Below are 12,687 nucleotides of genomic sequence, written 5' to 3'. Positions count from 1 at the left end.
CGTCATGATCCCTTAGATTATCGCAGGTGGAGGACGTGCATGAGCGTTCTGCCGCTAGTCTCGTGAGCGTTCTGCCGGTTTCTCTGTGAGCGTTCTGCCGCTCCTCGTGCGGGCGTTCTGCCGCCGCCCGAGCCGTCATGTGCGGTCGCAGGGAGGTGGGATCGAGGGAGTTGGCGAAGCCGTGGGACTTGCGGCCGATCAGGGTGTTCATCGGTACGAGGTGTCGGTCGTGGCGGTGATCCGATAGACGGGCACCCGATGTGAGCGTACGGACGTCGCGGGAGGCGTGGTGCGGGTCGTGTGGGTGGTTGTGGCCGCGTGTGTGGTCATTCCGCTGGCCGGGTTGTTTGTGCTGGTCATGAATCCGGTGTGGCGTGATGACGCCCGACTGGAGGCTTTTTATGAGCGTGTGGCCGCCTACCCGCTTCCGCCGGGTAGCCGGGAAGCGTTTCTTCAGGATCGCGATGTGACCTTTGGGAAGAATTTTGTGGGAGGCAGTGGCTCCTATTGCGACTATCGGGTTCGTATCACGCTGGAGACCTCGCTCTCGCCGGAGGAGGTACGCCGTCACTATGACGGTGCCACGATTGCTGGGGTCGAGCAGAAGGCGATGATCTCGGTGTATTTCGGAGAGGTGAACTCTGCTGGTGGGCGCCGGGTCATCGTCGAGGCGTACGACTCCCACAACTGGGACTGGGACTGGCGCTGCTACTGAGGGGAGGCCGGTTCCGCCCCTTCCACCTGCCGTACGTGTCGGGAGCCGGATGCGAGCGGATTAGCGGCCCTGGCGGCCCTTGCGGTTGTGGCGTGGGGGTGGGGTGCGGCGGGGGGTGGGCTTGCGGGTGGATTGTTGGGGTTTGGGGGTTTTCTTGGTGGGGGTGGGTTGGGTGCGGCCTCGGGAGCTGTTCGGGGTGCGGCCGCGGACTATGCCGATGAAGTCCTCTACCTGGTCGGTGGTGGCTTCCGCAGGCCAGGCCAGGGCTATCTGGGATTGGGGGGCGTCCTGGACCGGGCGGTATGTGAGGTCGCGGCGGTGGTGGAGGCGGGCCAGGGATTGCGGGACCAGGAGGAGGCCGGTGCCGGAGGCCACCAGTTCGATGGCGTTGGCCGTGGTGGGTGGGCGGGTGAAGGCCGGTTGGCCGGGGACGGACGGCCAGTCGAGGGTGTCGTCCAGGGGGTGGAACAGGTCCTCGTCGGCCAGGTCGGCGAGGATGAGCTCGTCTACGGCGGCTATCGCGTGGTCCTTGGGGATGACGACGACCGTGGTCTCCATGTAGAGGGGGATGACGCTCAGGCCGTCGCGGTCGATCGGGAGCCGGACGAAGGCGGCGTCGGCGGAGCCATCGCGTAGGAGAGGCACCAGGTCGGCGGCTGGGGCCGAGGTGAGGGTGATGGGGATGTCGGGTATGCGTTCGGTCCAGGTGTTGACCCATTTCGCGGGGGTCACCCCGGGTGCGTAGGCCAGCCGGAACTCGGTGCCGGTTTCCCCATCAGTCATGGGCTCAGGGTATCGATGTCATGAAACCTGTTCTGACTGGCTACCCTCGACGCCATGACCTCGTCCAAGTCTAAGACCGTTCAGACGATGAAGCCCGAGACCGCGGCCAAGAAGCTGGGGGTGCTGCTCGCCGCCACTCCCGCCGAGTTCCAGGCGGGTCTTGTCTCCAGGGACGAGCTGAACGCGTTGCAGTCGGCGCCTCCCGCCTGGCTCGCCGACCTGCGCCGTAACGGTCCGCATCCCAAGCAGGTCGTCGCCGCGAAGCTGGGTGTCTCCATCTCCGGACTGGCCAGGGGCGGGATCACCGAACCGCTCACCACTGCGGAGATTGAGCAGTTGAAGGCGGAGAATCCGGAGTGGCTGGAGCGCGAGCGGACCATTCAGGCCGAGGCGCGTAAGGAGGCGGCCCGGCTCAAGCAGCGCTAGATCTGATCCACGGTGTGGAGCACGGGGCCGATCGCCGAGCCGCCCGCCGGCGGTGCCGTGGTGGCTCAGTTGTGTGGGTGCACGGTGAGGAACGGGCCGTGGGACTGGGTGCCGTCCGGCTTCGACCAGACGCCGGTGACGTGGCCGGTTGCCTCCGGTGGGAGAGGTGCGGCCTCGTGGAGGACGCGGTGCAGGCGGAGGGTTGTGCCGGGCGGGCCGGGTAGGACGGTGCCCTCCGCGTCGTCCGTGGTGCCGATTGCTGGAGCTTCTGCCGAGGTGGCGGTGTAGGAGCGGGTTACGTGCGGGTCGGGGGTGTCGGTGGTGTTCTGGTCTTGGGGCTGGACGTGGCCTTCGATCAGAGCCGTCAGTTCGGCGATCAGTACGGGGTCGTGGCACCCGTCGTAGATCCAGCGCCGGCCCAGCACCCCGTGCTCGGCGGTGCCGATGAGTGCGTGGCCGGCGTCGTCGAGTGGAGCCCCTCGGTACGTGAGCGGCACCAGGTACGCCGTCGCCCGCCCGCCCGAGTTGTCGTTGACCACCATGAACTCGATGCCGACCGCGCCCTCGGGGTCGTCCAGCCGGAAGCCGCCCGCTTTGGCCAGGTCGGGTCCGGCCTGGCCGCCGCGGTACCACGGCCGGGTGGGGAGCCAGGCGGTGAGCAGTTCCAGCTTGGTCGGTGTGAGGGTGGTGTGGTGGATGACGGCCATGCCGGAGGTCTCTTTCGTCGTGCGGCCAGGGACTTCCGGATTGTACGGATGGCGGAGGGGGGCAGGCGGTGACGGGGGCGGATGTCAGGGCGTGACGAGGGGCGCGCGTCGGGTCGTGACGGCGGCGGGTGTGTCAGACCGTGACGGGGGCGCCGTTGGCGGTGACGTTTCTGAGTACGAGGTTCTCGACGTGCTCGATGACGTTCGCGGTGGCGACGGTGCCGAAGTCCACGTCGGTCAGGGTGATGCCGCGGATCGGCGCGTCGGCGTACCCGCGCAGGTTGAGCGCGCGTCTGGCGGTCCGTACGGTCACGTTCCGCACGTCGATACCGCCCACCACCGGGTTGAACCCGTGCCCCGGCCCCTCCTCGTAGTAGAAGTTGATGTCGATGACCGAGCCGCCGACCTCGCCGATCTCGAGGTCCCTGGCGTGGAAGCCCTCGACGAAGCCGCCGCGCACTGAGTTCGTCTTGAAGCGCAGCGCGATGTCGAGATTGGGGCTGGACATCGCGCAGTCCCTGATGAACACCTCGCGTACGCCGCCGGACATCTCGCTGCCGATCGTCATTCCGCCGTGCCCGTCGCGGAAGGTGCAGTTCTCGACCAGGATGTGCTCGCTGGGCACGTTCACCCGGCGGCCGTCGGCGTTGCGGCCCGACTTGATCGCGATGCAGTCGTCGCCGGTGTCGAACGTGCAGCCGCGGACGACGACCATCCGGCTGGACTCGGGGTTGCAGCCGTCGTTGTTGGGGCCGTGGCTGGAGACCGTGACGTTCCGTACCAGGATGTTCTCCGACAGGGTGGGATGGATCTCCCACATCGGCGAGTTGACGATCGTGACGCCGTCGATGAGCACGTTCCGGCAGCGGTAGGGCTGGATGAACGACGGGCGCAGGTAGCCGCCCTCCCCGTACGTCCGCCGCGCGACCGGCACCCCCTGCTCGGCCTGGGCGAACAGTGCCGCCCTCGCCTCCGCCTGGCGTGGCTCGCCCGGCTCCCAGCCGTAGTCGCCTGAACCCTTCCACGGCCACCAGTGGTCGTCGCCGGCCTGCCCGTCGAGCACGCCCGACCCGGTCACCGCGACGTTGGTGCGGCCGTAGGCGTAGATCAGCGGGGAGTAGTTGAGCAGCTCGACGCCCTCGAACCTGGTCAGGACCAGCGGCAGGTACGCCTTCGGGTCGGTGCTGAACAGCAGCGTGGCCCCGGCGGTGACGTGCAGGTCCACGTTGCTCAGCAGGTGGACGGCGCCGGTGAGGAAGCGTCCCTCCGGCACGTCCACGTGGCCGCCGCCGGCCTGGTTGCAGGCTCTGATCGCGGTACGGATGGCCGCCGTGCAGTCCGTCACCCCGTCCCCGACGGCGCCGTAGTTCCTGATGTCGAAGCGGCGCCGGGGGAATTTCGGGCCTCGTACGCGGGCGGCTATCCGGTTGGCGCGGGCCCAGGGGTCGGGGGTGGCGGCTGGTGCGGCTTCCGTGAGGAGGATCGGGGTGGCGAGGGCGGAGGCGGCCATGGTGCGCATGGCGTCGCGGCGGTTGATCCCGGGTGCCCGGAATGGAGGCGGGTCTGGCGTGGCGGGGTCGGACACGGGTGGCTCCCTACCGGCTCGGAACACCCGGAGCATAAGCCAACCAGTTGCAGTGATCTAGGCGTATGCCGGACATCCGCCCAGGAAGCGGCCCAAAACGGCTAGCAACCGGTTGCAGGATTACCGGGAAGGGGCCTGAGCTCAGGAGGGCCCTGAGCTCAGCAAGATCCGGGCGTCAGGAAGCGGGCGCCCCGCACGGCAGCCGATAGTCGATCCCAGGAAGGAACCGCGCCCACTCGGCAGTGGTGACCCGAGGATGGGCGAGCGCGCACACCTGCGCCGCCACCCGCTCAGGATCCGTCGGCCACAACCGCGCCGTACGATCCTCGCCGGCCGTGAGCAGGGTGCGCCCGCCGGGCCCGAACGTGACCGCGTGCACCCGGTCCCCGTGCCCGGACAGCACCGCTCGCAGCGAAGGCCGCCCCGTGCCGGGCACGTCCCACAGCCGGACCGTCCCGTCCATGCCGGCCGTCGCGAGCGCGCGCCGGTCGGGGCTGAGCGCGACCGACTGGACACCTCCGACATGTCCGGACATTGTGCCTAGGTGGCGGGGGCGCGCGGGCGTGGCGACGTCCCACAATCGAGCGGTGCCGTCGAGCCCGGCCGTCGCCAGCCACCGCCCGTCCTGGCTGAAGACCGCCCGCTGCACCGTGTACGGCTGCGCCGCGAAGGCCGCCACCCGCGCCGGAGCCTTCGGATCGGCCAGGCTCCACAGGTGCACGTCACGGTCCTGGACCACCGCGAGCAGCGGCCCGCTCGGACTGGCGGAGATGGCCAGCGCCCCCATGTTCTCCTTCAGGGTGCCGGCCGGCCGCACGTGCCGCGGGTCCGACACGTGCCACAGCTCGACCCCGAGCGTGCTGCCGCCGCCGGTCGCCAGCAGCGCGTCCCCCCGCAGGAACGCCAGCCCCCGTATGTCGCCGCCGGTCTCGAAACGGTCGAGGAGGACGGGATGAGAAGGGTCCGCGACGTCCCACAGGTCCACCCGGGTGTCGATGCCTCCGGTGGCGACCAGCCGGCCCGAGTGGCTGAACGCGACCGCCTTGACCTGGCCGGTGTGGCCGGGCAGCGGGGCCAGCGGCGCGGGACGGCCGGGGTCGCTCACGTTCCACAGCCGGGCGGAGAAGTCCTCGCTGCCGACCACGGCCGTGCGCCCGTCAGGGCTGAGGTCGGCGGTCGACAGCGCGCCTCCGTGCCCCGACAGGACGGGCCCTGGCACGTCCGTCACCAGCACGATGTCATCCGCGGCCGACGAGGTGAGGTAGCTCCCGTCCGGGCTGAAGGCGAGCCCCCAGATGGTGTTCGTGTGCCCCGAGAGCGTGCTGTACGGCTGGGGGCGCCGCAGGTCGGAGACGTCCCACAGGCGCACCGTGTAGTCCCAGCCGCCGCTGGCCACCGTCCGCCCGTCCGGGCTGAACGCCACCGCCTGGACGGGCGCGGCGTGCCCGGCGAGCTCGGTCAGGGCCTTCGGGTCGTCGCGGTCGGTGAGGTCCCACAGCGCGGTCATGTGGTCGTAGCCGGACACGGCGAGCGTGCGCCCGTCCGGGGCCAGCGCCACGCCGGTGACCTGGCCCTCCCGCGTGGGCAGCCAGGCCAGCGGGGCGGGGTGACGCGGGTCCGCGACGTCCCAGACCCTGGTCCTGCCGTCGGAGTCGCCGGTGACGAGGGTACGGTCGTCGGAGCTGAGCGCAGCGGTGAAGATGCCCGCCTTGTGACCGGTGAGCTCGGCCAGCCGGACCGGCCTGGCGGGCTGCGACACGTCCCAGACGCGTACGGTCCCGTCGGCGCTCACCGTGTGGATCGTGCGCGCGTCCCTGGTCGGCATCGCGCGGAAGACCGCCTCGTCGTGGGCCTTGAACGCGGCGAACAGGGCGGGACGGCGCGGGTCGGCCAGGTTCCACAGCCGCACCCCGCCGTCGTAGGTCCCGGTCACCATGATCCGGCCTCCGGCGGTGAACGCGATCGACTCGACGTCCTCGGGCTGGCCGGCCAGAGCGGTGAGCAGGACGGGCCGGTGCGGGGCGCTCACGTCCCACAGCCTGATGACCCGGTCGTCGCCGCCGGTCGCCATCGTGCGCCCGGTGAAGGCGAAGGCGTTGACGTTCATCGCCGTCCTCGTGGCGAAGGGGGCGGAGAATCCGCTCATCAGGCTGCTCCGGGCGGCCACGGTCGGCGCCAGGCGGTAGGCGGCCAGGCTGAGCTGCGCGGCCAGCGCCGGATCCACCTTCCGCAGGGCGGCGGCCTCGCCCGCGACCTTCTCCGACAGGGCGACGTCCCGCTGATCCCTGACCGAGTCCTGGGCGCGCAGGGCGGTCGTCGCGGCGGCGACGGCGACCGCGAGGAGCACGGCCATGGTCGTGACGAGCAGCCGGGCCAGCCGCCCGCGCCTGCGGTCGGCCGCGGTGCTGGCGGTGAGGTAGTCGGTCTCCAGCTCGTTGAGGTCCTCCGGCCGCCGGTCGGCCCAGCTGCGCACGGCGGCGAGCCGGCCGCCGCGCATCAGCGCGCCGCGGTCGCGCCCGAGCTCCTGCCAGGTGGCCGCGGCCCTGGTCAGGTCGCGATGCAGGCGCAGGTCGGCGCGGCCGTCCAGCAGCCAGTCCCGTAATCGGGGCCAGGCGGAGATCACCGCCTCGTGCGCCACCTCCACCGTGTCCCGGTCCAGGACGATCAGGCGGGCGCGGGCCAGCTCCTCCAGCAGGACGTCCAGATCGGACGGCGGTCCGACGCCGCTCAGCTCGGTACGGGCGATGCGGCGCCTGGTGTCCTCGGTGCCCTCGCCGAGCGCGGTCAGGCGGAGGAAGATCGTGCGCATCATCCGCCGGCGGACGGCGTCGCCGCCCAGATAGATCGCCTCCGCGGCCTGTGTGATGCTGCCGTGCACCCCACCGCCGGCCTGGTAGTCGGCCAGACGCAGGGCCGGTCCCTGGCGGCGGCGCCAGGTCTCGCGCAGCGCGTGGGACAGCAGGGGCAGCGCGCCCGGCCGGCCGGCGGCGTCCGCGATCAGCGTGGTGACCAGGTCTGCGTCCACGGTGAGGCCGGCCTTGGCGGCGGGGCCCGTGATGATGTCGCGCAGCTCGGCCTCGCCGGGCGCGCCGATCGGCACCTGCGTCCCCTCACGCAGCGCGGCGACGAGCTCGGGGTCGCTGGAGCAGTGCGCGTAGAAGTCGGCCCGGACGGCGATGACCACTCGGGGGCCTGTGCGGGCCGCGCGGACGACGGCGCGGATGAACGCCCCGCGCTCGGCGACGTCCGCGCAGAGCGTGAACGCCTCCTCGAACTGGTCGATGACCAGCAACAGACGTGCATCCCCGGCAAAACCATCAGCGAGACCGCCAGAAGGACCGTCCGCAGAGCCGTGCGCAGAGCCGTCAGAAGGGCCGTCAGAAGGGCCATTCCCAGGGTCGTCCCCTGATCCGTTCCCAGAGCCGCCCCCGAAACCGTCACCGGGCCAGAGTGGTTCGAGCTCCTGGGGAGCTTCGGCGAGCCGCTTGGCGAGCGTCGCCGCGTCCGTGCCGGTCAGCGGCGCGACGGCGCTGGCCAGCTCGGCCAGGGGATGCTCACCGGGCGTGAGCACGACAGCACGCCAGTCAGGCGGCAGCGCGGGCAGCAGACCAGCCCTGATCAGGGACGACTTCCCGCTCCCCGACGCCCCGAACACCGCGGTCAGCCCGGACCCGGCCTCACCCGTGACCTGCCGGGTGAGCCGGGCCACGAGTTCGCCGCGCCCGAAGAACCAGCCCGCGTCCCGCTCCTGGAAGGCCGCGAGCCCCGGGTACGGGCACTCCTCGCCCGCCGGCGGCACCGCGGCCGCGGCCACCAGCTCGGCGGTGGCCTGCCAGCGCGCCGTCCACTCGGCGCGGTCGCCGCCGCACGCCTCGACGTAGGCCAGGGCCAGCTCCAGGCCGGGCAGCCGCCGGCCCTGTGCCGCCTCGGCGAGCGTGCTGGCGGAGTAGTGGGCCTGCTTGGCCAGACTCCGATAGCTGGGCGAACCAGCCTCTTCCCGTAATCGCCGTAATTCCCAGGCGAAGCGCTCCATCGGCCCGGCGCTGGGATCGATCGTCTTCTCGGGCCGGCCGGCCCGTCGTTCGGCGTTCATGCTCCACGACCCTGTCTTCTCGACTGACCTGTCCGCGTTCAGAGCCGATCACCATGGCGCTCGCGGTGGATGACCCGCGTCGATCGCCTGACCTGCGCTATTGAATTGTCCGGCCCTGACCAGCAGGCATTTCGGACAATTCTAGGGCTTGTCATGATCGGGCTGATCCGCCGCACGACCACCGTTCTGAGGGGCTGAGCGGTGCCCGCGCCGAGCCTTGAGCGGGCGTGCACGAGCGGACGGCTGTCCACGATCCATTCGTCGTTCCGTCCGCATGCGGCGGAACGGTCATGACCTGGGGGTTACATGGCTTCATGGCACGGCGTCCTGGCTTTATTACTGGTCCCGGCGCTGCTGGCGGGCCCGCCGGCAGCGGCCGGGGACCTGGCCGGCGCGACCGGCGGCAGGGCGCACGACAGCATCGCGCGTGACCCGTCGCCGGCGGAGCGGGCGCGCGCCTCGGGCAAGCGCGTCGAGGTGCCGGAGGAGACCGGCCCGGCCCGCAAGGTGTACGCGAACCCGGACGGGACCTTCACCGCGGAGCTGACCGCGGAGCCCGTCAGAGGCCGCAAGAACGGCGCATGGGCGCCGCTCGACCTCGACCTGCGCGTCACCGAGGACGGCGACGTGGCCCCGGAGGTCGCGGCCACGCCGCTGCGGCTGAGCGGAGGCGGCGACGGCCCGCTGGTCCGGTTCGGTGACAGCGCTGCCAGGGTCGAGCTGACCTGGCCCGGCAAGCTGCCCGAGCCGGTGCTGGACGGCGACACCGCCACCTACCGTGAGGTGCTGCCTGAGGTGGACCTCACCGTGCGGGCCACCCCGCGCGGCTTCACGCACGTGCTGGTGGTCAGGACGGCCGAGGCCGCGCGCGACCCGCGGCTCGCCGAGATCAGGTTCGGGATGAAGACGGCCGGCGTCAAAGTACGCGAGACCGGCACCGGCGCGCTGGTGGCGACCGGCAAGGACGGCGGCGTCGCCTTCCAGGCCGCACCCGCGACGATGTGGGACGCCTCCGGCGGCGGCACCGCCCGCGCCATGGCGGAGTCCGGCGGCAGGCGGGCCCCGGTGGAGGTGAAGGCCGGCGCGGACCACCTCACGCTGACCCCCGACCAGGAACTGCTCACCGACCCGAAGGCTCAGTTCCCGCTGTTCATCGACCCCGACTGGGGCAGCGGCCCGGCCGGCTGGGGCAACGTCTACCGGGGGATGGGCAACACCCGCGCCTGGGGCGGCGACGGCGACGGCTTCGCCAAGATCGGCCGGTGCATCGACTCCCGTTGTGGCGACATCGACGCGGCCCGCGCCTACTTCCAGTTCGACGTCTCGCCGCTGTTCGGCGCGGTCATCCGCAGTGCGGAGTTCAACATCCCCGAGGTGCACTCCTACTCCTGTGAGCCCAGGTGGGTGCACGCCCAGGAGGCCGGGCGGGTGGACAGCGGCCTGACCTGGAACAACCAGCCCTGGCGCGGCATCGTGCTCGGGAGCCACAACGTCGCCTACGGCTACAGCGCCGCCTGCCCCGCCCGCAACCTGGGCTTCGACGCCGTCATCGCGGTACGCAACGCCGTCTGGGCCTCCAGCCCCACGACCACGGTGGCGCTGGTGGCCGGCGACGAGAACGACGGGTGGGCCTGGAAGCGGTTCGCCTCCAGCGCCACGCTGGTCGTCGGCTACAACCGGGTCCCCGGCGCGCCCGCCGGCCTGTCGGCGGAGAACCGCGCCTGCGCCGTCGAGCCGAACGAGCCGTACGTCTTCACGCCCACGCCGACGCTGCGCGCCACGGCGGCGGACCCCGACGGCCTGGCCGTTTCGGTGCAGTTCGAGTGGTACGTCCGCTTCGGCGGGAAGAAGGGCGACACGACCACGCTGCAGAAGCCGTCCGGCAGCCAGTTCAGCATCACCCTCCCCACCGGAGCCTTCACGAACGGCAGCAAGATCGCCTACCGGGCCCGGATCTCGGACGGCCTGGACTGGGGGCCGTTCAGCCAGTGGTGCGACGTGACGGTGGACCAGGACGCGCCCGACCGGGCGCCGCATGTCGGCTCGGCCACCTACCCGGAGGACGACATCGGCGGAGCGGCCGGACGGACGGCGGCCTTCACCCTGTCGGCGAACGGCGTCCCTGACGTCACCCGCTTCATGTACCGCCTGGACAACGCCCCGCCCGCCTTCGCGAACGCCGACCGGCCGGGCGGCAGCGCCTCCGTCCTGCTGACGCCGCCCGACGCCGGCCCGCACGACCTGTACGTGCAGAGCATCGACCGGGCGGGGAACGTCGGCGCGGTCGAGTTCCGCAAGCAGTACCACTTCGCCGTGGGCCGGGGCACCCCGCCGGTCGGCCACTGGCGGATGGACGGCAGGACCTCAGACGTCCGGGTGCCCGACGTGTCGGGCGGCGGCAAGGACGGCACGGTCACCAACACCGGCTCGGCGCCGAAGGGCGCGGCGTGGGGCGTCGGCCGGCACGGCGACGCGCTGCGCATGGACGGCTCGACCGGCCACGTGGCGGCCTCGGGCGGCTCCGCCGTACGCACCGACCAGAGCTTCTCCGTCTCGGCGTGGGTGCGCCTGGAGAACGCGGACGGCCGCTACCGCACGGCGGTCAGCCAGGACGCCAAGACGGGCAGCGGCTTCTACCTGCAGTACACGATGAGCGGCAACTGGGCCTTCTCGATGTTGCGGCGCGACGAGCTGCAGCCGCCCGCCGACCGGGCGGTGGCGTCGGGCCCGGCCGCCGCCGGCGTCTGGACACACCTGACCGGCGTGTTCGACCTGGCGAGCAAGGAGATGCGCCTGTACGTCAACGGCGCGCGGGCCGCCACGGCCACGCACGCCACGCCGTGGCACGCGGACGGGGCGGTGCAGATCGGCAGGGCCAAGCACGACGGGCAGCCGGTCGACTTCTGGCCGGGCGGCGTGGACGAGGTCCGGCTCTACGACCGGGTGCTCGGCGAGGCGGAGATCCACGACCTCGCCACCGCACCGGCCACCGACGAGGGGCTGTGGCCGCTGGAGGGCTCCGGCGCGGACCTGTCGGGCAACCACCGCTCGATGACCGCCACCGGCGGCGTCACCTGGGCGGACGGCAAGCTCGGGCGCGCGGTGCGGCTCGACGGCACCGGTTACCTGTCCACCGCGGCCGCCGTCCTGCGTACCGAGGCCAGCTACACGGTCTCGGCGTGGGTCAGGCTCGACCGGACGGGAGACGGCACCCGCGCGATCCTCACCCAGGACGGCGTGCGCGGGAGCGGCTTCGGCCTCAAATACCGCATCGAAAGCGGCAAGTGGAGCATCAGCGTGCCGAACGCGGACGCCGACGGCACGGGGTTCAGCCGGGCGGAGTCCGCGGGGCCCGCCGTCGCGGGCGAGTGGACGCACCTCACGGCGGTGCGCGACGCCGCGGCAGGCCGGCTGCGGCTGTACGTCAACGGTGAGATCGACGGCGACGTGCCGTTCACCGGCGGCTGGCCGTCGTCGGGCGGCCTGCAGATCGGCCGGTCCAAGATCGCCGGCGCGCCCGCCGAGCGGTGGATCGGGCTCATCGACAACGTACGCGTCCACAACGGCGTCCGCACCGACGACCAGATCCGCGAGGAGTACTACAACCCGGTCGTACGCCGCGACTCCGCCTACCCCGGCCAGCTCAGCAGGTACGCCGACCACGACTTCGAGCGCCTGACCAGCACCGGGCCGGTGCCGCCCGGCTACTACCTGGAGATCTCCCTCGGGACGCTCGCACCCGAGGGCGCCCCGGGCACCCACAAGCTGTACGCCTGCGCCGGCACCGGCATCGACACCTTCACCTCCACCGACCCGGAGTGCGAGCACGGCACCCCGCTGGCCGAGCTCGGCTCCGTCTACGCCGACCCGCCGGACGGCGTCACCACCATGGCGGTCTACCGGTGCCGGTCGCCGATCACGGGCCAGTACTTCGACTCCTCGGCGGACAACTGCGAGAACAACACCGTGGACCGGCTGCTCGGCTACACCCTGCCCTACGCCCACCTCAACCAGTACGCCCAGCAGGACCGGCCCCACGGCCGGATCGCCGAGGCCAGGTCGCCCGGCGCCACCTACCGGGTCGGCACCTCGCTCGGCCTGGTGACGCTGCGTGACTCTCCGGGCGCCAGGGGGCTGCTGCGCTGCCGCGCGGGCGAGGACGAGTACCTCGACCTGGGCAGCACCTGCGAGGGCGCGACCACCGTCTTCTGGATCGGCAACGTCTGGTCGGAGCCGCCGCCGAACGCGCTGAGCACGCTGATCCACGCCTGCCGCGACACGGAGACCGGCGAGCGCTTCGAGTCCGACGACGCGGGCTGCGAAGGCCAGACCACCGTACGGACCTTGGGATACGTCATCACCCGTTGGGGAGCGTGAG

At 71.8% G+C, this 12,687-nt stretch carries 7 protein-coding genes; 3 read left to right on the top strand and 4 right to left on the bottom strand.

Annotated features, from left to right (window positions below; genetic code table 11):
- Positions 1 to 286: 286 nt before the first annotated feature.
- Positions 287 to 715: a hypothetical protein gene (locus AB0C28_RS12600; RefSeq protein WP_358074118.1), complete on the top strand. Its 429-nt coding sequence runs from the start codon at positions 287 to 289 to the stop codon at positions 713 to 715.
- A 60-nt stretch (positions 716 to 775) separates the two neighbouring features.
- Here the strand turns inward: AB0C28_RS12600 and AB0C28_RS12595 are convergent, their stop codons facing one another.
- Positions 776 to 1,498 carry a LysR family substrate-binding domain-containing protein gene (locus AB0C28_RS12595; protein WP_357843722.1) on the bottom strand — a complete coding sequence of 241 codons (723 nt, stop codon included), beginning with the start codon at positions 1,496 to 1,498 and terminating at the stop codon, positions 776 to 778.
- An 87-nt stretch (positions 1,499 to 1,585) separates the two neighbouring features.
- Here AB0C28_RS12595 and AB0C28_RS12590 point away from each other — a divergent pair, with 87 nt between their 5' ends.
- Entirely contained in the window at positions 1,586 to 1,924 is a 339-nt protein-coding gene (locus AB0C28_RS12590) for a DUF5997 family protein (RefSeq protein ID WP_358074115.1), read from the top strand.
- 65 nt (positions 1,925 to 1,989) lie between these two features.
- On the opposite strand, the gene AB0C28_RS12585 is transcribed toward AB0C28_RS12590, so the two are convergent.
- The 3 genes from AB0C28_RS12585 to AB0C28_RS12575 form a co-directional block, all read right to left on the bottom strand.
- Positions 1,990 to 2,631, bottom strand: coding sequence for a 1,4-alpha-glucan branching protein (locus AB0C28_RS12585; protein WP_358074112.1), 642 nt, complete (start codon positions 2,629 to 2,631; stop codon positions 1,990 to 1,992).
- A gap of 133 nt (positions 2,632 to 2,764) precedes the next feature.
- Positions 2,765 to 4,216: a glycoside hydrolase family 28 protein gene (locus tag AB0C28_RS12580; protein ID WP_358074109.1), complete on the bottom strand. Its 1,452-nt coding sequence runs from the start codon at positions 4,214 to 4,216 to the stop codon at positions 2,765 to 2,767.
- A 175-nt stretch (positions 4,217 to 4,391) separates the two neighbouring features.
- On the bottom strand, positions 4,392 to 8,309 hold the full coding sequence (locus AB0C28_RS12575; RefSeq protein ID WP_358074106.1) for a hypothetical protein: 3,918 nt from the start codon (positions 8,307 to 8,309) through the stop codon (positions 4,392 to 4,394).
- Between the two features lie 306 nt (positions 8,310 to 8,615).
- Here AB0C28_RS12575 and AB0C28_RS12570 point away from each other — a divergent pair, with 306 nt between their 5' ends.
- The gene (locus AB0C28_RS12570; RefSeq protein ID WP_358074103.1) at positions 8,616 to 12,686 is read left to right on the top strand and encodes a LamG-like jellyroll fold domain-containing protein; all 4,071 of its coding nucleotides are present in this window, start codon (positions 8,616 to 8,618) and stop codon (positions 12,684 to 12,686) included.
- Position 12,687 lies beyond the last annotated feature (1 nt).

Origin of the sequence: Nonomuraea sp. NPDC048892 (assembly GCF_040649735.1) — a bacterium.
GTDB lineage: Bacteria > Actinomycetota > Actinomycetes > Streptosporangiales > Streptosporangiaceae > Nonomuraea > Nonomuraea maheshkhaliensis.
The sequence above is the reverse complement of the archived record's forward strand: the minus strand, read 5'-3'. Positions and strand labels throughout refer to the sequence as shown.

Excerpts from the sequence above, each read along its gene's own strand:
- AB0C28_RS12595 (WP_357843722.1), bottom strand. The coding sequence starts at position 1,498 with ATGACTGATGGGGAAACCGGCACCGAGTTCCGGCTGGCCTACGCACCC.
- AB0C28_RS12570 (WP_358074103.1), top strand. The coding sequence starts at position 8,616 with ATGGCTTCATGGCACGGCGTCCTGGCTTTATTACTGGTCCCGGCGCTG.
- AB0C28_RS12590 (WP_358074115.1), top strand. The coding sequence starts at position 1,586 with ATGAAGCCCGAGACCGCGGCCAAGAAGCTGGGGGTGCTGCTCGCCGCC.
- AB0C28_RS12585 (WP_358074112.1), bottom strand. The coding sequence starts at position 2,631 with ATGGCCGTCATCCACCACACCACCCTCACACCGACCAAGCTGGAACTG.
- AB0C28_RS12575 (WP_358074106.1), bottom strand. The coding sequence starts at position 8,309 with ATGAACGCCGAACGACGGGCCGGCCGGCCCGAGAAGACGATCGATCCC.